The 19,640-nt window shown below is 71.9% G+C and carries 17 protein-coding genes; 15 read left to right on the top strand and 2 right to left on the bottom strand.

Annotation, left to right across the window (positions count from 1 at the left end):
• The first annotated feature begins 124 nt into the window (after positions 1 to 124).
• Complete coding sequence (gene clpB / locus ABD371_RS32425; protein ID WP_344485136.1) at positions 125 to 2,722, top strand: ATP-dependent chaperone ClpB; 2,598 nt, start codon at positions 125 to 127, stop codon at positions 2,720 to 2,722.
• A 116-nt stretch (positions 2,723 to 2,838) separates the two neighbouring features.
• Positions 2,839 to 3,375, top strand: coding sequence for a type III secretion system chaperone family protein (locus ABD371_RS32420; RefSeq protein ID WP_190120956.1), 537 nt, complete (start codon positions 2,839 to 2,841; stop codon positions 3,373 to 3,375).
• 24 nt (positions 3,376 to 3,399) lie between these two features.
• On the opposite strand, the gene ABD371_RS32415 is transcribed toward ABD371_RS32420, so the two are convergent.
• Both ABD371_RS32415 and ABD371_RS32410 read right to left on the bottom strand, forming a co-directional pair.
• Entirely contained in the window at positions 3,400 to 4,647 is a 1,248-nt protein-coding gene (locus tag ABD371_RS32415; RefSeq protein WP_344485131.1) for a mannosyltransferase family protein, read from the bottom strand.
• A 131-nt stretch (positions 4,648 to 4,778) separates the two neighbouring features.
• Entirely contained in the window at positions 4,779 to 6,005 is a 1,227-nt protein-coding gene (locus ABD371_RS32410; RefSeq protein WP_344485128.1) for a pyridoxal phosphate-dependent aminotransferase, read from the bottom strand.
• Between the two features lie 894 nt (positions 6,006 to 6,899).
• Here ABD371_RS32410 and ABD371_RS32405 point away from each other — a divergent pair.
• The 13 genes from ABD371_RS32405 to ABD371_RS32345 all read left to right on the top strand — a co-directional run bounded on the left by ABD371_RS32405 (position 6,900) and on the right by ABD371_RS32345 (position 19,598).
• Entirely contained in the window at positions 6,900 to 7,451 is a 552-nt protein-coding gene (locus ABD371_RS32405; protein WP_344485125.1) for a DUF2617 family protein, read from the top strand.
• Positions 7,452 to 7,566: 115 nt separating this feature from the next.
• On the top strand, positions 7,567 to 9,168 hold the full coding sequence (locus ABD371_RS32400) for a polyamine aminopropyltransferase (RefSeq protein WP_344485122.1): 1,602 nt from the start codon (positions 7,567 to 7,569) through the stop codon (positions 9,166 to 9,168).
• 73 nt (positions 9,169 to 9,241) lie between these two features.
• On the top strand, positions 9,242 to 10,162 hold the full coding sequence (locus ABD371_RS32395) for an SRPBCC family protein (protein WP_344485119.1): 921 nt from the start codon (positions 9,242 to 9,244) through the stop codon (positions 10,160 to 10,162).
• A gap of 25 nt (positions 10,163 to 10,187) precedes the next feature.
• Positions 10,188 to 10,997 (top strand): aldose epimerase family protein, encoded by an 810-nt coding sequence (locus tag ABD371_RS32390; RefSeq protein WP_344485116.1) that lies wholly within the window; start codon positions 10,188 to 10,190, stop codon positions 10,995 to 10,997.
• A 10-nt stretch (positions 10,998 to 11,007) separates the two neighbouring features.
• Positions 11,008 to 11,556: an orotate phosphoribosyltransferase gene (pyrE, locus tag ABD371_RS32385; RefSeq protein ID WP_344485113.1), complete on the top strand. Its 549-nt coding sequence runs from the start codon at positions 11,008 to 11,010 to the stop codon at positions 11,554 to 11,556.
• 215 nt (positions 11,557 to 11,771) lie between these two features.
• The gene (gene fbaA / locus ABD371_RS32380) at positions 11,772 to 12,794 is read left to right on the top strand and encodes a class II fructose-bisphosphate aldolase (protein ID WP_344485110.1); all 1,023 of its coding nucleotides are present in this window, start codon (positions 11,772 to 11,774) and stop codon (positions 12,792 to 12,794) included.
• A gap of 142 nt (positions 12,795 to 12,936) precedes the next feature.
• A complete protein-coding gene (locus tag ABD371_RS32375; RefSeq protein WP_344485107.1) occupies positions 12,937 to 13,539 on the top strand; it encodes a Uma2 family endonuclease in 603 nt (200 codons plus the stop codon).
• Between the two features lie 53 nt (positions 13,540 to 13,592).
• A complete protein-coding gene (locus ABD371_RS32370; RefSeq protein ID WP_344485104.1) occupies positions 13,593 to 15,035 on the top strand; it encodes an MFS transporter in 1,443 nt (480 codons plus the stop codon).
• A gap of 41 nt (positions 15,036 to 15,076) precedes the next feature.
• The gene (locus ABD371_RS32365) at positions 15,077 to 15,490 is read left to right on the top strand and encodes a DUF3151 domain-containing protein (protein WP_190120940.1); all 414 of its coding nucleotides are present in this window, start codon (positions 15,077 to 15,079) and stop codon (positions 15,488 to 15,490) included.
• A 150-nt stretch (positions 15,491 to 15,640) separates the two neighbouring features.
• Complete coding sequence (locus ABD371_RS32360) at positions 15,641 to 16,462, top strand: tryptophan 2,3-dioxygenase family protein (protein ID WP_344485100.1); 822 nt, start codon at positions 15,641 to 15,643, stop codon at positions 16,460 to 16,462.
• A 7-nt stretch (positions 16,463 to 16,469) separates the two neighbouring features.
• On the top strand, positions 16,470 to 17,699 hold the full coding sequence (gene kynU / locus ABD371_RS32355) for a kynureninase (RefSeq protein ID WP_344485097.1): 1,230 nt from the start codon (positions 16,470 to 16,472) through the stop codon (positions 17,697 to 17,699).
• A 122-nt stretch (positions 17,700 to 17,821) separates the two neighbouring features.
• Entirely contained in the window at positions 17,822 to 18,703 is an 882-nt protein-coding gene (locus ABD371_RS32350; RefSeq protein ID WP_344485094.1) for an alpha/beta hydrolase family protein, read from the top strand.
• 52 nt (positions 18,704 to 18,755) lie between these two features.
• A complete protein-coding gene (locus ABD371_RS32345; RefSeq protein WP_344485091.1) occupies positions 18,756 to 19,598 on the top strand; it encodes an NAD(P)H-binding protein in 843 nt (280 codons plus the stop codon).
• Positions 19,599 to 19,640 lie beyond the last annotated feature (42 nt).

Below are 19,640 nucleotides of genomic sequence, written 5' to 3'. Positions count from 1 at the left end.
GGATTGAGTGAAATAGACTCAACTTTGTGCAGGTTGTAGGAGTCAGTGTCAAGGGGAACACCTCCGGCTGACGCACTGACGGATCCCCACCCCACACCGCCGCCGCAAGGAGGAGAGACCGAACGTGGACGCCGAGCTGACCAACAAGAGCCGGGACGCCCTCAACGCCGCCACCCAGCTGGCGGTGACCGCCGGACATCCTGATCTGACCCCCGCGCATCTGCTGGTCGCGCTGCTCTCGGGCCAGGACAACGAGAATCTGACGGATCTGCTGGCCGCCGTCGACGCGGATCAGGCCGCCGTGCGCTCCGGCGCGGAGCGGCTGCTGGCCGGGCAGCCCAGCGTCACCGGATCCACCGTCGCCCCGCCCCAGCCCAACCGCGAGTTCCTGGCCGTCATCGCCGACGCCTCGCGGTGCGCCAAGGAGCTGGGCGACGAATACCTCTCCACCGAGCATCTGCTGATCGGTCTGGCCGCCAAGGGCGGCCGGGCCGGCGAGGTGCTCGATCAGCAGGGCGCGTCGGCCAAGAGGCTGCTGGACGCGTTCGGAAAAGTACGGGGAGACAGGCGCGTGACCACAGCGGATCCCGAGGGCCAGTACAAGGCGCTGGAGAAGTTCGGCACGGACTTCACCGCCGCCGCCCGCGACGGCAAGCTCGACCCGGTCATCGGCCGGGACCAGGAGATCCGCCGGGTCGTCCAGGTGCTCTCCCGGCGCACCAAGAACAACCCGGTGCTCATCGGCGAGCCCGGCGTCGGCAAGACCGCCGTCGTCGAGGGCCTCGCCCAGCGGATCGTCAAGGGCGATGTCCCCGAGTCGCTGCGGAACAAGCGGCTGGTCTCGCTCGACCTCGGCGCGATGGTCGCGGGGGCCAAGTACCGGGGCGAGTTCGAGGAGCGGCTGAAGACCGTCCTCTCCGAGATCAAGGCCAGCGACGGCCAGGTCATCACCTTCATCGACGAGCTGCACACCGTCGTCGGCGCGGGCGCGGGCGGCGACTCCGCGATGGACGCCGGAAACATGCTCAAGCCGATGCTGGCCCGCGGCGAGCTGCGGATGGTCGGCGCGACCACCCTCGACGAGTACCGCGAGCGGATCGAGAAGGACCCGGCGCTGGAGCGCCGCTTCCAGCAGGTGCTGGTGGCCGAGCCGACCGTCGAGGACACCATCGCCATCCTGCGCGGCCTCAAGGGCCGTTACGAGGCCCACCACAAGGTGCAGATCGCCGACTCCGCGCTGGTCGCGGCGGCCACCCTCTCCGACCGGTACATCACCTCGCGATTCCTGCCCGACAAGGCCATCGACCTGGTGGACGAGGCCGCCTCCCGGCTGCGGATGGAGATCGACTCCTCCCCGCTGGAGATCGACGAACTCCAGCGCTCCGTCGACCGGCTGCGGATGGAGGAGCTGGCGCTGAAGAACGAGTCCGACCCCGCCTCCAAGCAGCGCCTGGAGAAGCTCCGCCGCGACCTCGCCGACAAGGAGGAGGAGCTGCGCGGCCTCACCGCCCGCTGGGAGAAGGAGAAGCAGGGCCTCAACCGGGTCGGCGAGCTGAAGGAACTCCTCGACGATCTGCGCCGGCAGGCCGAGCGGGCCCAGCGCGACGGCGACTTCGACTCCGCCTCCAAGCTGATCTACGGGGAGATCCCGACCCTGGAGCGCGAGCTGGCCGAGGCCTCCGAGGCCGAGGCGGAGGCCCGTACGGACACCATGGTCAAGGAGGAGGTCGGCCCCGACGACATCGCGGACGTGGTGGGGGCCTGGACCGGGATCCCGGCCGGGCGGCTGCTGGAGGGCGAGACCCAGAAGCTGCTGCGGATGGAGGAGGAGCTGGGCCGCCGGCTCATCGGCCAGACCGAGGCCGTGCGCGCGGTGTCGGACGCCGTCCGCCGCACCCGCGCGGGCATCTCGGACCCGGACCGGCCCACCGGCTCCTTCCTCTTCCTCGGCCCCACCGGCGTCGGCAAGACCGAGCTGGCCAAGGCGCTCGCCGACTTCCTCTTCGACGACGAGCGGGCGATGATCCGCATCGACATGTCCGAGTACGGCGAGAAGCACAGCGTCGCCCGGCTGGTCGGCGCGCCCCCCGGCTATGTCGGCTACGAGGAGGGCGGCCAGCTGACGGAGGCGGTGCGCAGACGCCCGTACAGCGTGGTGCTGCTGGACGAGGTGGAGAAGGCGCACCCGGAGGTCTTCGACATCCTGCTCCAGGTGCTGGACGACGGCCGGCTGACGGACGGACAGGGCCGGACGGTCGACTTCCGGAACACCATCCTCATTCTCACGTCCAATCTTGGCAGCCATTTCCTGGTGGATCCGGTGACAACCGAGGAGGAGAAGAAGCAGCAGGTGCTGGAGGTCGTACGGGCCTCCTTCAAGCCGGAGTTCCTCAACCGGCTGGACGATCTGGTGGTCTTCTCGGCGCTCACCAGGGACGAGCTGGAGCACATCGCGGGCCTTCAGATCGACCGGCTGGCCAAGCGGCTCGCGGAGCGCAGGCTGACCCTGGACGTCACCCCCGCCGCCCTGGCCTGGCTCGCCGACGAGGGGAACGACCCCGCGTACGGCGCCCGGCCGCTGCGCCGGCTGGTGCAGACGGCGATCGGCGACCGGCTCGCGCGGGAGATCCTCTCCGGTGAGGTCACGGACGGCGACACGGTCCGCGTCGACCGCTCCGAGGACGGTCTGACCGTGGGCCCCGTGTCCGGGAAGACCCTCTAGCCCCTCTCCCGGTACGGGTCCGTCCGCGACGGCCCGTACCGGCGCGGGGGTGGGGGTTGTCAGTCCGGGCCGGGGATGGGGGAGGATGGCGGCATCCGTACGAAGGGAAATCCACGGTGACCATCGATCCGTCCTCGATTCCGAATTTCGGGGGCCAGCCCCAGCCCCAGGCCGAAGGACCGGCGGGCCCCGTCGTTCCCGACCAGGACCTGGTGAAGCAGCTTCTTGAGCAGATGGAGCTGAAGTACGTCATTGACGACGAGGGTGACCTCGCGGCTCCGTGGGAGGAATTCCGCACGTACTTCATGTTCCGGGGCGAGGACGACCAGCAGGTCTTCTCCGTCCGGACCTTCTACGACCGGCCGCTGCCGGTCGAGGAGCGGTCCAAGGTCCTCGATGTGATCGACGACTGGAACCGCCGCACCCTGTGGCCCAAGGTCTACACCCACCTCCACGAGGACGAGGAGGGTGGCGCCACCATCCGTCTCATCGGCGAGGCGCAGATGCTGATCGGCTCCGGCGTCAGCCTGGAGCACTTCGTGTCCTCCACGGTCAGCTGGGTGCGCGCCGCGATCGAGTTCGACAAGTGGCTCGTGGAGCAGCTGGGCCTGGAGCCCGCGTCGGACGAGGAGAAGCCCGGCGACGACGCCTGACCCGTTGAGGTCAGGGCCTTTCCCTCAGAGCGCGACCGGGGAGAGCGTCAGCAGGTAGGTCCCATAGGCGAACGACAGCCCGGCCAGGGCGGCGGTCAGTACGGCCGCCGTCCCCGGCCGGGCTTTTGTCAGCGCCCGCGCGGGGGCCAGCAGCAGCGGGAAGGCCGGCAGCAGAAAGCGCGGCTTGGACTCGAAGAACCCCGAGCCGCCGACGGTGATCAGCACCAGGACGCCGGTGTACACCAGCAGCGCGATCGGCGGCCGTTCCAGCACCAGCAGGGCGAACAGCGCCAGCGAGGCCCCGACGATCACCAGCGTCATCACCAGCGGGAACATCGTCGGCCGCAGCACGATCTCGCGCACCGCGCGCAGCGCCCCCACGCCGAAGTCGAAGCGCGAGGTCCAGCCGCGCTGCACCTGGAAGTAGCCGCCGAGCGGATCGCCGGTGCGGAACCCGACGTACAGCACATAGGCGCACCAGCCCGCCGGGGCGAGCGCCGCCGAGGCCCAGATCCGCCGGTCGCCCCGGCGCTCCCGGTTCTTCAGCAGGGTGTATCCGGCGACCGCGCACACGGCCGCCGCCACCGCGATCCCATTGGGCCGGGCGAGGCCCGCCAGCGCCGACAGCGTGCCCGCCCACAGCCAGCGCCCGCTGAGGACGGCGTACAGCGACCAGGCGGCGAAGGCGGTCAGCAGGGGTTCGGTGTACGCCATGGAGAGCACGATCGAGTGCGGCAGCAGCCCCCAGAGCAGCACCAGCGCGGTGGCCGTGCGCCGTCCGTACAGCCGCTCGCCGATCGCGTAGACGCCCCAGGCCGCCGCCCCGGCCGCCGTCCAGGAGATCAGCAGCCCGGCGCTGCCGCTGGTCACCGGGAGCACCGAGGTGACCGCCCGGACCAGGGCCGGGTAGAGCGGGAAGAACGCCAGATCGCTCTGGATCGCGCCGTCGGGCCAGGTCAGGGTGCGGCCGTAGCCGTGCTCGGCGATCAGCAGATACCAGTCGGAGTCCCAGGATCTGGCGAGGACGCGCCTCGGCGGGCGGTCGATGTGCCAGGCCCAGCAGGCCATCACCAGCAGCCCGGTCAGCCGCGCCGCCGCGAAGAGGCCGAGGGCGGGGGCCGCGCGCCGCAGCGCCGCCCGCCAGTGGGGCAGCGGCGGCGCGCCCGCGCCCGTCCGCGCGGTGCCGCCCGCCGTACCGTCCGGTGTGCCGCCCGGTGTGCCGTCTGTTTCGTCGAAAGTCTCGGCGGACAGGGAGCACCTCCGGGCACGCACAGGGTTCGGTCAACCCGACCATGGGCGGCCCGGGCCGCCCATGCGAGTGCTGAGCATCCGACAGGGCCGGTTGGGCCCCCGTTCCCACCCGGTCGGCTGAAACCCCCGGGGCCGCTCCGGCCGTCCGGCGCTCAGCCCGCGGGGGAGAGGGCGCCCAGCCGGGCCACCGCGTCGCGCAGGACTTCCTCCCGCTTGCAGAACGCGAAACGGACAAAAGGCGCTCCCTGTTCGCGGTGGTCGTAGAAGACCGCGTTGGGGATCGCCACCACCCCGCACCGCTCGGGCAGGCTGCGGCAGAACGCGAAACCGTCGCTCTCGCCCAGTGGCCGGATGTCGGTGGTGACGAAGTAGGTGCCGGCCGGGCGGTAGACGGCGAACCCGGCGTCCGCGAGCCCCGTGCTCAGCAGATCGCGTTTGGCCCGCAGTTCGTCGCGGAGCCCGTCGAAGTAGGCGGTGGGCAGCCGCAGCGCCTCGGCCACCGCGTACTGGAACGGGCCGGCCGAGACATAGGTCAGATACTGCTTGGCCGAGCGGACCGCCGACACCAGCGCGGGCGCGGCCGTGATCCAGCCGACCTTCCAGCCGGTGAACGAGAAGGTCTTCCCGGCGCTGCCGATGGTCACCACGCGCTCCCGCATGCCGGGGAGGGAGGCGATCGGCAGATGCTCGCCGTCGAAGACGAGATGCTCGTACACCTCGTCCGAGACGATCAGCAGATCCCGTTCGACGGCGAGTTCGGCGATGGCGGCGAGCTGCTCGCGGCCGAGGACCGCCCCGGTGGGGTTGTGCGGGGTGTTCAGCAGGATCAGCCGGGTGCGGTCGGTCACCGCGTCCCGGAGTTCGTCCAGGTCGAGCCGGTAGACGCCGTCCACCGGGCGCAGGGTGACCGGTACGCGCCGGCCGCCGGCCATGGCGATGCAGGCGGCGTACGAGTCGTAGTACGGCTCCAGCGCGATCACCTCGTCGCCGGGCTCGACCAGGGCGAGCAGGGCCGCCGCGATCGCCTCGGTCGCGCCGGCGGTGACCAGGACCTCGGTGTCCGGGTCGAAGGAGAGCCCGTGGAACCGCAGCTGGTGCTCGGCGACGGCGGTGCGCAGCTCGGGCACGCCGGGTCCCGGCGGGTACTGATTGCCCCGGCCGTCGCGCAGCGCGCGCACCGCGGCCTCGCGGATCTCCTCGGGGCCGTCGGTGTCGGGGAACCCCTGTCCGAGATTGATCGAGCCGGTCGCGGCGGCCAGCGCCGACATCTCCGCGAAGATCGTGGTGCCGAACTCGGCCAGTCTGCGGTTGAGCAGTGGCCGGGGGCTTGCCGGGGGGCCCGGCGGGGAGCCGGGCGGGGGTGCGTCCATGGTCGCCATGCGGCCATCCTGGGCCGAAGCTCTGGACTTGCTCAAGTCTGCTTTGGCCCGGCGGCGCGGGGGGCATCCCCCTCTCACGCGGGAAACGCGGAATCGCGTATGGCTCGTATGGCTCGTAAGGGCCGGATGAGGCAATATCGCGTACCGGTCAATCAGGCGAGAAGCGGTCACGCAATGGGGCGGGGGGCTCGCTTCGGGGGAATGAAGGAACGGGGGAGCTATGTATGCTTTCGTCGGCTTTCTGTTGTTCATAGTCATTGTGGGCTTCTCGCTCATTGTGGCGAGGAGAGGCTTTGGCGATCGGCGCGTCAAGCGGGTCGCCTCGCACGCCAGGAGGAAGCACCACGGCGGCGACGGCACGCCGGCGTCCGTGGGCGGCGGCGGTGACCACTCGGGGACTCACTCGGGGGGCCGCTCCTCCGGTTCCTGGTGGGGCGGCGGTGACGGCGGTTCGTCTTCCGACGGCGGCGGCAGCAGCAGCTGTGGCGGCGGAGGCGGGGGCGGATGCGGCGGAGGCAGCTGACACGGGGCAGCTGGTCCGCGGCGGGTCCGTGACCGGGGGGTGAGGCATCCGGCGGGAGTTTTCCGCCGGATGCCTCTTTTCTTCTGTTCTGATCCACCCGGACCCGCATTAACCGGGTTTTCCCGGGGCATTTTGTTGAACAGTTGAACCGCAAGACCCCCTAGGGGATGGAAACCCCTTCAAGTTGGGTAAAAACACTGCGAGCGCCGCGTACTTCATGATTCAGTCGTTGACGGAACCTGTTGGAACCACCAAGCCCTCGGGCCGGCCTTCCGGCCCCGAGTCGGCGGTCCCCCACCTTCATGCACGCCCGCTCAGGGGCGCCTCAGGTTCACGTATCCACCGCCGAAGCGTGTTTGCGGAGCCGACCCATGCTCACAACTCTCAGTACCGCCTACACCGACACCCGTGCCGACGACCTCGCCTGGGCGCTCGGGCGGGAGCCGCTTCCCGCCCTGGCCGTCCTCGATCTGGAGCTCTCCGGAGCCAAGCTCCAGCTCAGACTGCTCGGCGCCTCCCACCAAGTGCTCCTCGAGGAGGACCGGGGCAGCTGCTCCGAGACCGTCGCCTGCATGCCCGGCAGCAGCACCCCGCTGCCCCTGGGCGTGGCCAAGAGACTCGGCGACTGGGAGTACGAATTCGCCGCCCGCGTCGAGACCCTCTCCGAGGGCTCGTTCGCCGGGCGCGCGCAGGAACTCCTCGCGCTGGTCGCCGATCACCCCAACTCCCTCGCCGGAACCTTCCCGGGCTCGCCGCACGCCTTCACCGCGATGATGGCGCACTGGCAGGAGGGCCAGGTGCGCTGGCGCACCTGGCACGCCTATCCCCAGGAGGGGCGGCTCGTCGTCACCCGTACCCGCGTCGGGGCGGTGTCCCGGGTGCAGCAGCGGGTCAGACGGCTGCCGCAGCCCGTCGCGCTGTAGACCGGAGGGGACGGACCGGTCCCGGGACCGCCCCCGGGACCGGTCCGTACACCGTGGCGCAGGTGCACACGTGTGGGTGACAGTTCGCACGCCAAACGTGACGTAGCGTTACTGCATGATCGACCGTACGGAGCAACTGTCACCGCCCCCGGGCCCGGTGCGGTTGCCGGTACGCCCGGCGGCGGGCCGGTTCCTCGTGCTGCTGGTCGTCTTCGTCTGCGCGGCCTGTGGACTGGTGTACGAGCTGGAGCTGGTCGCCCTCGCCTCCTATCTCATCGGCGACTCGGTCACCCAGGCCTCCGTCGTGCTGTCGGTGATGGTCTTCGCCATGGGCGTCGGCTCGCTGCTGGCCAAGCGGCTGCGCTGCCGGGCCGCCGTCGGCTTCGGGCTGCTGGAGCTGTCGCTGGCGCTGATCGGCGGCTGCTCGGCGATGGCGCTGTACGCCTCCTTCGCCTGGGTGGGCGAGTCCCAGACCGTCCTGGTCGCCTTCTCGCTCATCATCGGGGTGCTCATCGGGGCCGAACTGCCGCTGCTGATGTCCCTGATCCAGCGCGTCTCCCGGCAGGACGTCGAGGGCACGGTCGCCGATCTCTTCGCCGCCGACTACGTGGGCGCGCTCGTCGGCGGGCTCGCCTTCCCCTTTCTGCTGCTGCCCTGGCTCGGCCAGCTCACCAGCGGACTGCTGACCGGCGCGGTCAACGCGGTCGCGGGCGGGCTGCTCGTCCTCTGGCTCTTCCGCCGCGACCTCACCCGGCGCTCCCGCGCCTGGCTGATCGTCGCCAACGCGGCCGTCCTCGCCGTGCTCGGCACCGCCACCGTCCTCGTGGACGACTTCGAGCGGGCCGCGCGCGCGGCGGTCTACGGGGACCGGGTGCGGGTCGCCGTCCAGACCGAGGTCCAGGAAGTGGTGATCACCGGCGACCGGGAGGGCCCGCTCGACCTCTTCCTCGACGGCCGCCTCTGGGTCAGCTCCCGCGACGAGCGCCGCTACCACGAGGCCCTCGTCCACCCCGCGATGCTCGGCCGGCACGAGCGGGTGCTGATCCTCGGCGGCGGCGACGGACTCGCCGCCCGCGAGGCGCTGCGCCACCCCGACACCGCCTCGGTGACCGTCGTGGAGCTGGACCCGGGCGTCGTCCGTCTCGCCCGCTCCGACCCGGCGCTCGCCGCGCTCAACGGGCGGGCCCACCAGGACCACCGGATCCGGGTGGTGACCTCCGACGCCTTCAGCTGGCTGCGCGCCCCGCGCGGTCTCTGGGACGTGGTGATCGTGGATCTCCCCGACCCCGGGATCACCCAGAGCGCCAAGTTCTACTCGCAGGAGTTCTACGGGCTGATCACCGCCGCGCTCGCCGACGGCGGCCGGCTGGCGGTGCACGCCGGATCGCCGGGCTCCCGCCCGCGCACCTACTGGACGGTCGACGCCACCCTGCGCGCCGCCGGGTTCGGCACCAGCCCCTACCGGGTCACCGGCCGGGGCTCCCGGCTCGCCGGCGGCACGGACAGCCGCGCGGCGGGCGAGTCCGCGACCCCGGGCGACTGGGGCTTTCTGCTCGCCGCGCGCGGCTCGCGCCCACCGCTCGGCCTCGACCCCGACGGCCCCCCGCCCCGGACGCTGACCCGGGCGTCCCTCGCCGCGAACGGCTGGGGCGCGGAGCGCACCAGAGTGCGGGGGCTGCGGCCCTCGACGCTGGTACAGCCCCGCTATCCGGACTGACAACCGATACACGGACACACGGCGGACACACAGACGCAGACGTGCGCGGGCCCGCTGGGTACGCTCGATTCCCATGGACCATGAGGTGTTCGTTCCGGTACCCGCTGAGACCGTCCGACAGGTGCTCAGGGACCCCGCGCGGGTCGCCCGCTGCGTCCACGGCCTGCAACAGGACGCCGACGGCACGGCGGGCCCGCTCTCCGGCCGGCTCAAGGTCCGCGTCGGCGGCCACTCGATCACCTACCGGGGCGCTCTGCGCCTGCTGGAGCGCGACGGCGGCTTCACCGCCGAGGGCGAGGGCACGGAGGCGCGCGGCGGCGGCACGGTACGGGTGACGCTGACGATCCGTCTCACCGAGGCCGACGGCGGTACGAATCTGAGCGTCACCGGCTCCGCCGAACCGGCCGGGCGGCTCGCCGAGCTGTCGGCCGGGGCCCGGGAGGAGACCGCCCACCGGCTGCTCGACCGGCTCGGCGAGCGGCTCGCCGAGGAGGCCGCCAGAGGGACCGCCGGGGAGGCCGAACCGCCCGGCTTCGAGGGCCCGGGGCCGGTGAGCGGCGCGGACGCCGAACGGCTGGGCATCACCGGGGAGGACGGGGACGAGGGCGAGGACGGGACGGCCTCCGTCTTCGACACCCCCGTACCGCCGTCCTCGCTCTCCGCCGACGCCGACGCCGACACCGATGCCGACGGGTTCGGCGGCGCCTCCGAGCTGGACGACCTGGAGGGGCTGGCGGACCTCTCCAAGTTCTCCGAGGAGCTGCCCGAGGAGCTGCCCGATGCCCTGCCGGCCGAGGCCGCCCACGCCCGCCGCACCATGATCGGACGCAGCGCCGAAGAGGTCGACCACGCCCCGCCGCGCGGCCGTTACGCCCCCGTCCCCGCGCCCGACGCGACCGCCACCGGCCTGCCGCTGCGCTGGGTCGCGCCCGCCGCCGCCCTCGCCCTCGCGTCGGCCGTCGTCGTCGGCCGGGCGCTGCGCCGCCGGAAATGATCACCCGTACCAGTACTGTCGTGGGGTGAGCAGCAGCGAAGAGAACGTCCGTCTGGCCTCGTCCGACGTCGAGTTGACCGTGAACCCGAAAGCCGGCTGCCGGATCGAGAGCCTGACCGTCGGCGGTGTCGAACTGCTGCGCCAGGGCGAGCGGTACGGCTCCTTCCCGATGGCCCCCTGGTGCGGCCGGACCGAGAACGGACGGTTCCGCAACGGCGGCGAGGTCCACCAACTGCCGCTGAACGCCGCACCGCACGCCATCCACGGCACCGTCCGCGACCTCCCCTGGCGCACCGCCCGCAGCGGCCCGGCCGAGGCGGCCTTCACCCGCGAACTCGGCGAGCCCTGGCCGTACGGCGGGCGCGTCACCCAGCTCTTCGAGCTGGCGGCGGACTCGCTCACCCTCACCCTGGGCGTCGAGACCCACGGCGACTCCTTCCCCGCCCAGGCGGGCTGGCACCCCTGGTTCCGGCGCGACCTCGGCAGCGGCGCGGCGGAGATCGCCTTCGAGCCGCAGTGGCAGGAGGAGCGGGGCGAGGACCATCTGCCGACCGGCCGGCGGATCCCGCCGCTCCCGGGCCCCTGGGACGACTGCTTCGGCATGCCCGACGGGGTCGCGGTCACCCTCACCTGGCCCGGACTGCTGGAGCTGACCGTCACCAGCCGCGCCGAGTGGGTCGTGATCTACGACGAGCAGACCGAGGCGATCTGTGTGGAACCCCAGTCCGGCCCGCCGAACGGCCTCAACACCCTGCCGCGTCTCGTCACCCCGATCGACCCGCTGGAGATCTCGACCACCTGGAGCTGGCGTCGGCTGGGAAACGACAGGCCCTAAGCTCGGAGCCATGAGTGATGTACGCGCTGAGCTGCTCCAGCAGATCAAGGACAAGGCCGTGGTGCACGGCAAGGTGACCCTCTCCTCGGGTCTTGAGGCCGACTACTACGTGGATCTGCGCCGGATCACGCTCGACGGCGCGGCCGCTCCGCTGGTCGGCCAGGTCATGACCGAGCTGACCGCCGATCTCGACTACGACTGCGTCGGCGGGCTCACCCTCGGCGCCGACCCGGTGGCGACCTCGGTCCTGCACGCGTCGGCCGCGCGCGGCCGGCGGGTGGACGCCTTCGTCGTACGGAAGGCGGCCAAGGCCCACGGCATGCAGCGCCAGGTGGAGGGCCCGGACATCAAGGGCCGCCGCTGCCTGGTCGTGGAGGACACCTCCACCACCGGCGGCTCCCCGCTCACCGCCGTCGAGGCCGTGCGCGCGGCCGGCGGCGTGGTCGTCGCGGTCGCGACGATCGTGGACCGGGCCACCGGCGCCGGGGAGAAGATCAGCCAGACGGCGGGGGTGCCGTATCTGTACGCGTACTCCCTGGACGAGCTGGGCCTTTCCTGAGCCCCCTGGGGCCTTCCTGAGCCTCCTTTGACCTCGACAAGCCCCTGACCTGCGGTGACGCAAGGTCGGGGGCTTGTTTGGCGCTCCGTGCGCACGGCGGGGGACCGGCCGTGGTGGAGTCCTGGGCCGAGTCTGGAAAGATGAGGGCTGACGATGACGTCGCCCCAAGGTCAGGGCCAGTACCTATCGCACACCGCACATAACAAGGAGCGGACATGCCCATCGCAACCCCCGAGGTCTACAACGAGATGCTCGACCGGGCGAAGGCAGGAAAGTTCGCCTACCCGGCCATCAACGTGACCTCCTCCCAGACCCTCCACGCGGCGCTGCGCGGCTTCGCGGAGGCCGAGAGCGACGGCATCATCCAGATCTCCACCGGCGGAGCCGAGTTCCTGGGCGGCCAGTACAGCAAGGACATGGTCACCGGCGCGGTCGCCCTGGCCGAGTTCGCGCACATCGTCGCCGCCAAGTACGACATCACCGTCGCGCTCCACACGGACCACTGCCCCAAGGACAAGCTGGACGGCTATGTCCGCCCGCTGCTCGCGGTCTCCGCCGAGCGCGTCGCCCGTGGTGAGAACCCGCTCTTCCAGTCCCACATGTGGGACGGCTCCGCCGAGAACCTCGCCGACAACCTCTCCATCGGCCAGGAGCTGCTGGCGCAGGCCGCCGCCGCCAAGATCATCCTTGAGGTCGAGATCACCCCGACCGGCGGCGAGGAGGACGGTGTCACGCACGAGATCAACGACGAGCTGTACACCACCGTCGACGACGCCCTGCGCACCGCCGAGGCCCTCGGCCTGGGTGAGAAGGGCCGCTACCTGCTGGCCGCCTCCTTCGGCAACGTCCACGGTGTCTACAAGCCGGGCAATGTCGTCCTCCGCCCGGAGCTGCTCAAGGACCTCCAGCAGGGCGTGAGCGAGCGGTACGGCAAGGCCGACCCGTTCGACTTCGTCTTCCACGGAGGCTCCGGCTCCACCGCCGAGGAGATCGCCACCGCGCTGGAGAACGGCGTCGTGAAGATGAACCTCGACACCGACACCCAGTACGCCTTCACGCGTCCCGTCGCCGCCCACATGTTCACCAACTACGACCGCGTCCTCAAGGTCGACGGCGAGGTCGGCGACAAGAAGACCTACGACCCCCGCACCTGGGGCAAGCTCGCCGAGGCCGGCATGGCCGCCCGCGTCACCGAGGCGTGCGGCGCGCTGCGCTCGGCGGGCACGAAGCTGAAGTAGTCGCGTAGATCGCCCCTGATGAGGCCCGGTGTCCCTGGTGGACGCCGGGCCTCACTCGTACGGGTGGACGAGTCGCTGTGGGACACATACGGGCCCGCCGTCCTACGATGATGTTCTCGACATCAGCCATCAGGAGGTTCATATGTCTGCCGCAGCAGTCGAGCACCCCTGTGACAGCGAGCCCGAGTCCCTCCTTGAGGCGGCGGACCGTCTCATGGAGGAGGGGCATCGCGTCGAGATCATCGGAGGCATCATCACCGTGTCCCCATCTGCGGACGGCGATCACGCCGATATCTTGACGGACCTCATGGTCCCTTTTATCGCCGCCGGGCTGCACGGCAAAGAGACCAGGGTGCATCAAAGCGTCGGCATCTGGCTGCCGAGTGGGCCGTCGGACTATGCGATCCCTGATCTCGCGGTGGTGGACGCAGACTTCCGTGATCATGTCGTTGAGCACGGATGCTTCGACCCGGTGATCGTTCACCTCGTCGTGGAAGTGACGTCCAGCAACTACAACAACGATCTCCGCGGCAAGGTCAACGCCTACGCCGAGGCCAAGATCCCGGTCTACTTGATCGTCAACCGCGAGCACGGCCGGATCCACGTCCTGACCGACCCGGTGGGCGTCGTCTACGAGAACCACCAGGTGTACGCCCCGGGGCAGCGGATCACCCTGCCCGCCTCCGTCGGGGCCGAGGGCACGTCCGAGATCACTCTCGACGTCTCGGAGCTGCTCGGCGTCTGAGCCCCCGCCCGGCCCCGCGAGCGGCGGGCCGTGATCGGGGGGATGATCCCGGTATGGGCGAGGCTCCCGGGGACATCAGGCTGGGTACGGCGACCGGGCGGTGGGTGGTGCTCACCACCGTGCTCGGGTCGACCATGGCGCTGCTGGACTCGACCGTGGTCAATGTGGCGCTGCCGCGCATCGGCGAGGACCTCAACGCGGACATGGCGGTCCTCCAGTGGACCGTGAACGCGTACATGCTCTCCCTGGCCGGGCTGATCCTGCTGGGCGGGGCGCTCGGCGACCGGTACGGGCGGCGGAAGGTGTTCGTCGTCGGGGTGGTGTGGTTCGCGGTGGGGTCGCTGCTGTGCGGGATCGCGCCGAGCGGGGAGACGCTGGTGCTGGCGCGGGCCTTTCAGGGGATCGGCGGGGCGCTGCTCACGCCGGGGTCGCTGGCGCTGATCCAGGCGAGTTTTCATCCGGACGACCGGTCGCGGGCGGTGGGGCTCTGGTCGGGGCTTGGCGGGGTCGGGGCGGCGGTCGGGCCGTTCGTCGGGGGGTGGCTGGTCGACGGGCCGGGGTGGCGGTGGGTCTTTCTGATCAATGTGCCGCTCGCGGCGCTCTGTGTGCCGGTCGCGCTGCGTCACGTACCGGAGTCGAGGGATCCCCGGGCGCACGGCAAGGGCTTCGACATCCTCGGCGCGGTCCTCGGCGCGGCGGCGCTGACGCTGGTCACCTACGCGCTGATCGCGCCCGCCTGGTGGGCGGGGGCGGCGGGGGTGGTGGTCGGGGCGGTGTTCATCGCGGTGGAGCGGCGGCGGCCGGATCCGATGCTGCCGCTGTCGATCTTCCGCTCGCGGCTGTTCACCGCCGTCAATCTGGTGACGCTCTGTGTGTACGCGGCGTTCGGCGGCTTCTTCTTCCTGGTGGCGCTCCAGCTCCAGGTGGTCTCCGGCTACTCCCCGCTCCAGGCCGGGGTGGCGCTGCTGCCGACCACCGTGCTGATGCTGCTCTTCTCGGCCCGCTCGGGCGCGCTCGCGGAGCGCATCGGGCCCCGGATCCCGCTGACCGTGGGGCCGCTGCTGTGCGCCGCCGGGATGCTGCTGATGCTGCGGGTGGGGGAGCGCCCCTCGTACGTGGCGGACGTCCTGCCCGCGCTGCTGGTGATGGGCCTGGGCATGGTGACCCTGGTCGCCCCGCTCACCGCGACCGTCCTCGCGTCCGTGGACACCGCCCGCGCGGGCATCGCCAGCGGGGTCAACAACGCGGCGGCCCGCGCGGCGGGTCTCCTCGCGGTGGCGGCGCTGCCGCTGCTGGCCGGCATGGGCCCGGAGGCGTACCGCTCGGCGGCGGAGTTCGGCGCGACGTTCAAGCGGGCGATGCCGATGTGCGCGGGGGTGCTGGTGCTGGGGGCGCTGATCGCGGCCGGGTGGGTACGGCGGCCGGAGCGGGCGGGTCCGCGCCCGGAGTGCAGGGTGAACTGCGGGGTGGGGGCGCCGCCCCTGGAGAAGGTGTGAGGCGCGCAGGTGCGCCTGCCGGGACCTGGGAGACTGGGGGCATGGGTATCCACGAGAATCTTCTGGGGGGACCGGCGCCCACGCATCTGCCGGACGAGGCCGAGCCGCGTGAGCTGCTGGCGGCCGGGGCCTCGGCGGCCGAGGTCGCCGCGAAGTTCCCGACGTCGTCGCTGGCGTGGGCGCTGCTCGCGGACGAGGCGTACGAGCGGGGCAGTGTGGTGGAGTCGTACGCGTACGCCCGCACCGGGTACCACCGGGGGCTGGACGCGCTGCGGCGCAGTGGATGGAAGGGCCACGGGCCCGTGCCGTGGGAGCACGAGCCGAACCGGGGATTCCTGCGGGCGCTGCACGCGCTGGCGCGGGCCGCCGGGGCCATCGGTGAGCAGGCCGAGTACGAGCGGTGCTCGACGTTCCTGCGGGACTCCTCCGAGACGGCGGCGGCCACGCTCGGCTGATCGGAAGCGGTGGACGGCGGGGCCCGTGCCCCTTTCGCGCAGACGCGTGGAGGGGGCACGGGCCCCGGCTTATGATGCGATTGGGGACCGGGGCTCCCACACCGGACAGGAAGGGGCGGACCGCTACCCGGACACGTCGAGGAGACAGCGATGTCACATGACGCGACCCCGAATCTGGACTTCGCGGGGACCACGCCCTACGAGGACTACGTCCAGGCCGATGTGCTGACCCATCTTCAGCACCCGAGGTCGAAGGACCCGGGCGAGATGGTCTTCCTGGTCACCACCCAGGTCATGGAGCTGTGGTTCACGGTGATCGTCCATGAGTGGGAGACCGCCGGCCGCGCCCTGCGCGAGGACCGGATCCCGGCGGCGGTGGACGCGCTCAAGCGGTCGGTGCGCGAGCTGGAGGCGCTGAACGCCTCCTGGAAGCCGCTCGGCCAGCTGACGCCCGCCCAGTTCAACGCGTACCGGGGCGCGCTCGGCGAGGGCTCGGGCTTCCAGTCGGCGATGTACCGGCGGATGGAGTTCCTGCTCGGCGAGAAGTCCGCGTCGATGCTGGTGCCGCACCGGGGCGCGCCCCGGGTCCACGCCGAGCTGGAGAAGGCGCTGCACGAGCCCAGCCTGTACGACGAGGTGCTGAGTCTGCTGTCGCGGCGCGGGCTGCCCGTACCGCAGGAGGTGCTGCGGCGCGATCCGGCGCTGAGGTACGAGCCGGACGCGGTCGTGGAGCGGATCTGGGCCGGGGTGTACGCGGAGCCCGGGCGGCACGAGGAGCTGATCCGGCTCGGGGAGGCGCTCACGGACGTCGGCGAGCTGGTGTGGCGCTGGCGCAACGACCATCTGGTGGCGACCCGGCGGGCCATGGGCTCCAAGACGGGCACCGGGGGCTCCGCCGGGGTGGCCTGGCTGGAGAAGCGCGCCGTGAAGAACGTCTTCCCCGAGCTGTGGACGGCCCGCAGCCATGTCTGACCACCGGATGACGGACGCTGACGGACTGGTCCGCGACGCCGCCGCGCTGGACGCCGCCGATCCGCTCGCCCCGCTGCGCGAGCTGTTCGTCCTGGACGGCGGGGTCTATCTCGACGGGAACTCGCTCGGCGCGCTCCCCGCCCATGTCCCCGCCCGTCTCGCCGATGTCGTCGCCCGCCAGTGGGGCGAACTGCGGATCCACTCCTGGCGCGAGAGCGGCTGGTGGGACGCGCCCGAGCGGATCGGCGACCGGATCGCGCCGCTGGTCGGGGCGGGGCCGGGGCAGATCGTGGTCGGGGACTCCACCAGTGTCAATGTGTTCAAGGCCGTGGTCGCCGGGGTCCGGCTGAGCGCGGACGAGAGCCGTACGGACATCGTGGTGGACGCCGCCACCTTCCCCACGGACGGCTATGTCGCCGAGTCGGCGGCCCGGATGACGGGCCGCCGGATCGTCCGCGCCGACCCCCGGGAGCTGTCCGCCGCGCTCGGCCCGGCCACCGCCGTCGTCCTCCTCAACCATGTGGACTACCGCAGCGGCCGGCTGCACGATCTGCCCGCGCTGACCGCCGCCGTCCACGAGGCGGGCGCGATCGCCGTCTGGGACCTGTGCCACAGCGCGGGCGCGCTGCCCGTGGGCCTGGACGCCCACGGGGTCGACCTCGCGGTGGGCTGCACCTACAAGTATCTGAACGGCGGGCCCGGTTCACCCGCGTATCTGTACGTCGCCGAGCGCCACCAGGAGGCGTTCGAGTCCCCGCTGCCGGGGTGGAACTCGCACGCGGACCCGTTCGCGATGGACCACCGCTACACCCCGGCCGGCGGCGCGGCGCGCGGGCGGGTGGGGACGCCGGACATCCTCTCCCTGCTGGCGCTGGACGCGGCGCTGGACGTCTGGGACGGGGTCGGCATGGACTCCGTACGGGCGAAGAGTCTGGCCCTGACCGACTTCTTCCTCCGGTGCGCGGAGGCGTACACGGAGGGTGGTCTCAACGGGGTTGATTCCAGGGTGAGTTCACTGACCCCGGTCGCGCACGAGGCCCGGGGCAGCCAGATCGCGCTGCGCTGCGCCGAGGCTCCCGCCGTGATGGAGCGGCTCGCCGGGCGCGGGGTCGTCGGGGATCTGCGCGGGCCCGACGTGCTGCGTTTTGGGTTTACGCCCCTGTACACCGGATTCGAGGACGTCCGGCGGGCGGCGGCAACGCTCGGGGAGGTGCTCGCCGAAGTGCCGAGGGCCTGAGCCGGGGTTGGGATCGGCCGGCGGGGGGTACTGATAGCGTCCCCGCTGATCAGATCATTTCCGCGGGTCGCCCTTCCGGGGCCCGCGGCCAATTCCGCGACTTCCCGGGAAGGTTGACCCGCATGCCGGACCCTGTCGCCCGTGACACCGCCGAGGCCGAGTCGGTCTTCTCGCACCCGGCGGTGGCTCCGGACGCCTCCATCGCGTACGGCGATCATCCCGATCAGCTCGTCGACTTCTACGCGCCGCGCGACGGCCGGGAGGGCGTGCCGCTCGTCGTCCTGCTGCACGGCGGGGCCTGGCGGGCCCGGTACGACCGGCGGCATGTCACCCCGTTCGCGGACTTCCTGGCCCGGCGCGGTCTCGCGGTCGCCAATGTGGAGTACCGGCGCGGCCGGGACCTGCCCCAGCAGGGCGGGTCCGGGCCGGTCGCCGGGCGCTGGCCGGAGACCTTCGACGATGTGGCCGCCGTGCTGGACGCACTGCCCGCGCTCGCCCGCGAGGCGCTGCCGGCGGCCGACGCCTCGCGGACCGTGCTGAGCGGCCACTCGGCGGGCGGTCAGCTCGCGCTGTGGGCCGCCGCCCGGCATGTGCTGCCCGCCGGGTCCCCCTGGCGGCTGCCCGCGCCGCCGCCGCTGCGCGGGGTGGTCGCGCTCGCCCCGCTCGCCGATCTGGCGCTCGCCGTGGAACTGGACGGCTGCGGCGGCGCGGTGCGCCAGTTCCTGGTGGGGGAGGGCGGCGGCGACGGACTGCTCGCCGAGCGGCGGGCGCACAGCGACCCGGCCGTGCTGCTGCCCACCGGGATCGCCACCGCCCTGGTGCAGGGGCGGGCGGACATCACCGTGCCGCACACGCTCGCCGAGTCGTTCGTCGACGCCGCAGCCAGGGCCGGGGAGACCGTCGGGCTGACCCTGCTGGAGGAGATCGGGCACTTCGCGCTGATCGACCCGGCGGCGGACGCCTGCGCGGTGGTCGCCGAGGAGATCGCCCAGCTCGCCTGGTGAGACAGACGGATTGAGGACAGCGGCTGACCGTAAGGCTTTCTACGGTGTTCCCATGACTCATCTCGTCACCGGAGCAACCGGAACCGTCGGCCGCCGGCTTGTCCGCGAACTGCTGGACCGAGGCCACTCGGTACGCGCCCTCACCCGTGACCCCGCGCGTGCGGACCTCCCCGCCGGGGTGGAGACCGTACGCGGCGACCTCACCGACCCCGAGTCCCTCGCCGCCGCCCTCCAGGGCGTCACGGGACTCCATCTGATCACCTTCGGCGGGCCGTACTTCACCCCGCTGGAGACCGGCCCGCGCATTCTGGAGCTGGCCCGCGAGGCGGGCGTCCGCCGGATCACCGTGCTGCACGGCGGCGGCCCCACCCCGCTGGAGGACGCGGTCCGCGCCAGTGAGTTCGGGTGGACGGTGCTGATGCCGGTCGAGTTCATGTCGAACGCCCTGGAGTGGGCCGAGTCCGTCCGTACCGACGGCGAGGTCCGCGAGCCGTTCACCGACCGGCTCAGCGCCATGGTCCACGAGGGGGACATCGGCGCGGTCGCCGCCGTCGCCCTCACCGAGGACGGCCACGGCGGACAGGAGTATGTGATCACCGGGCCGCAGGTGCTGACGATCGCGGACAAGACGGAGACGCTGGCCGCCGCGCGCGGCGGGGCCATTCGGCTGGTGGAGCTGACCGAGGAGGAGGCCGTCGCCCGCTGGCGGGCGGCCGGACAGTCCGAGGAGGTCGTCGACTTCCTGCTGATGGTCTACCGCGACACCCCGCCGGTGGGCCGTACCGTCGTCGACACCGTCGAGCGGGTCACCGGCCGCCCGGCGCGCACCTTCGCCGAGTGGGCGAAGGAGCACGCGGGCGTCTTCACCGCCGACGCGGCCAAGGGCGACGTGTGACCTACACGTAGTCCTCAGGACGGACGCGGCGGTATCCGCAGC

Origin of the sequence: Streptomyces amakusaensis (assembly GCF_039532665.1) — a bacterium.
GTDB lineage: Bacteria > Actinomycetota > Actinomycetes > Streptomycetales > Streptomycetaceae > Streptomyces > Streptomyces amakusaensis.
The sequence above is the reverse complement of the archived record's forward strand: the minus strand, read 5'-3'. Positions and strand labels throughout refer to the sequence as shown.

Bases quoted from the DNA above. Each gene is read 5' to 3' on its own strand.
- ABD371_RS32410 (WP_344485128.1), bottom strand. From the start codon at position 6,005: ATGGCGACCATGGACGCACCCCCGCCCGGCTCCCCGCCGGGCCCCCCG.
- ABD371_RS32405 (WP_344485125.1), top strand. From the start codon at position 6,900: ATGCTCACAACTCTCAGTACCGCCTACACCGACACCCGTGCCGACGAC.
- ABD371_RS32400 (WP_344485122.1), top strand. From the start codon at position 7,567: ATGATCGACCGTACGGAGCAACTGTCACCGCCCCCGGGCCCGGTGCGG.
- ABD371_RS32395 (WP_344485119.1), top strand. From the start codon at position 9,242: ATGGACCATGAGGTGTTCGTTCCGGTACCCGCTGAGACCGTCCGACAG.
- pyrE (WP_344485113.1), top strand. From the start codon at position 11,008: ATGAGTGATGTACGCGCTGAGCTGCTCCAGCAGATCAAGGACAAGGCC.
- fbaA (WP_344485110.1), top strand. From the start codon at position 11,772: ATGCCCATCGCAACCCCCGAGGTCTACAACGAGATGCTCGACCGGGCG.
- ABD371_RS32375 (WP_344485107.1), top strand. From the start codon at position 12,937: ATGTCTGCCGCAGCAGTCGAGCACCCCTGTGACAGCGAGCCCGAGTCC.
- ABD371_RS32370 (WP_344485104.1), top strand. From the start codon at position 13,593: ATGGGCGAGGCTCCCGGGGACATCAGGCTGGGTACGGCGACCGGGCGG.
- ABD371_RS32365 (WP_190120940.1), top strand. From the start codon at position 15,077: ATGGGTATCCACGAGAATCTTCTGGGGGGACCGGCGCCCACGCATCTG.
- ABD371_RS32360 (WP_344485100.1), top strand. From the start codon at position 15,641: ATGTCACATGACGCGACCCCGAATCTGGACTTCGCGGGGACCACGCCC.
- kynU (WP_344485097.1), top strand. From the start codon at position 16,470: ATGACGGACGCTGACGGACTGGTCCGCGACGCCGCCGCGCTGGACGCC.
- ABD371_RS32350 (WP_344485094.1), top strand. From the start codon at position 17,822: ATGCCGGACCCTGTCGCCCGTGACACCGCCGAGGCCGAGTCGGTCTTC.
- ABD371_RS32345 (WP_344485091.1), top strand. From the start codon at position 18,756: ATGACTCATCTCGTCACCGGAGCAACCGGAACCGTCGGCCGCCGGCTT.